Here is a 254-nt window from a genome sequence, read left to right as displayed (position 1 = left end):
AGGTAGTGGACGTCGATCGGCAGCGTCGCCGCCAGCGTATCGAGCACGCGCTGCGGCTCGTCGAGCGGATAGGTGCCCGACACGCGCAGCTCGGCCACGGCCGGATCGCAGCGCAGGCTGCCGCGGCGATGGCGGTCGAGCTCGGCGACGAGATCGGCCAGCCGCATGCGCGACGCGACGAGCATGCCGTTCGTCCATGCGGCGGCATACGGATCGAGCGGCGCCGGCGCGTCGATCGCATCGCGCGTGAAATC

1 pseudogene is annotated in these 254 nt (G+C 71.7%); it reads right to left on the bottom strand.

Going from position 1 to position 254, the window contains the following annotated elements:
* A pseudogene (locus ACZ2XM_RS15620) lies at positions 1-254 on the bottom strand (hypothetical protein); the annotation flags it as partial.

The sequence above is a fragment of the Psychrobacter sp. CoH-33_TS_01 genome (genome assembly GCF_058189395.1).
This window is presented reverse-complemented; position numbering and strand designations above follow the sequence as displayed.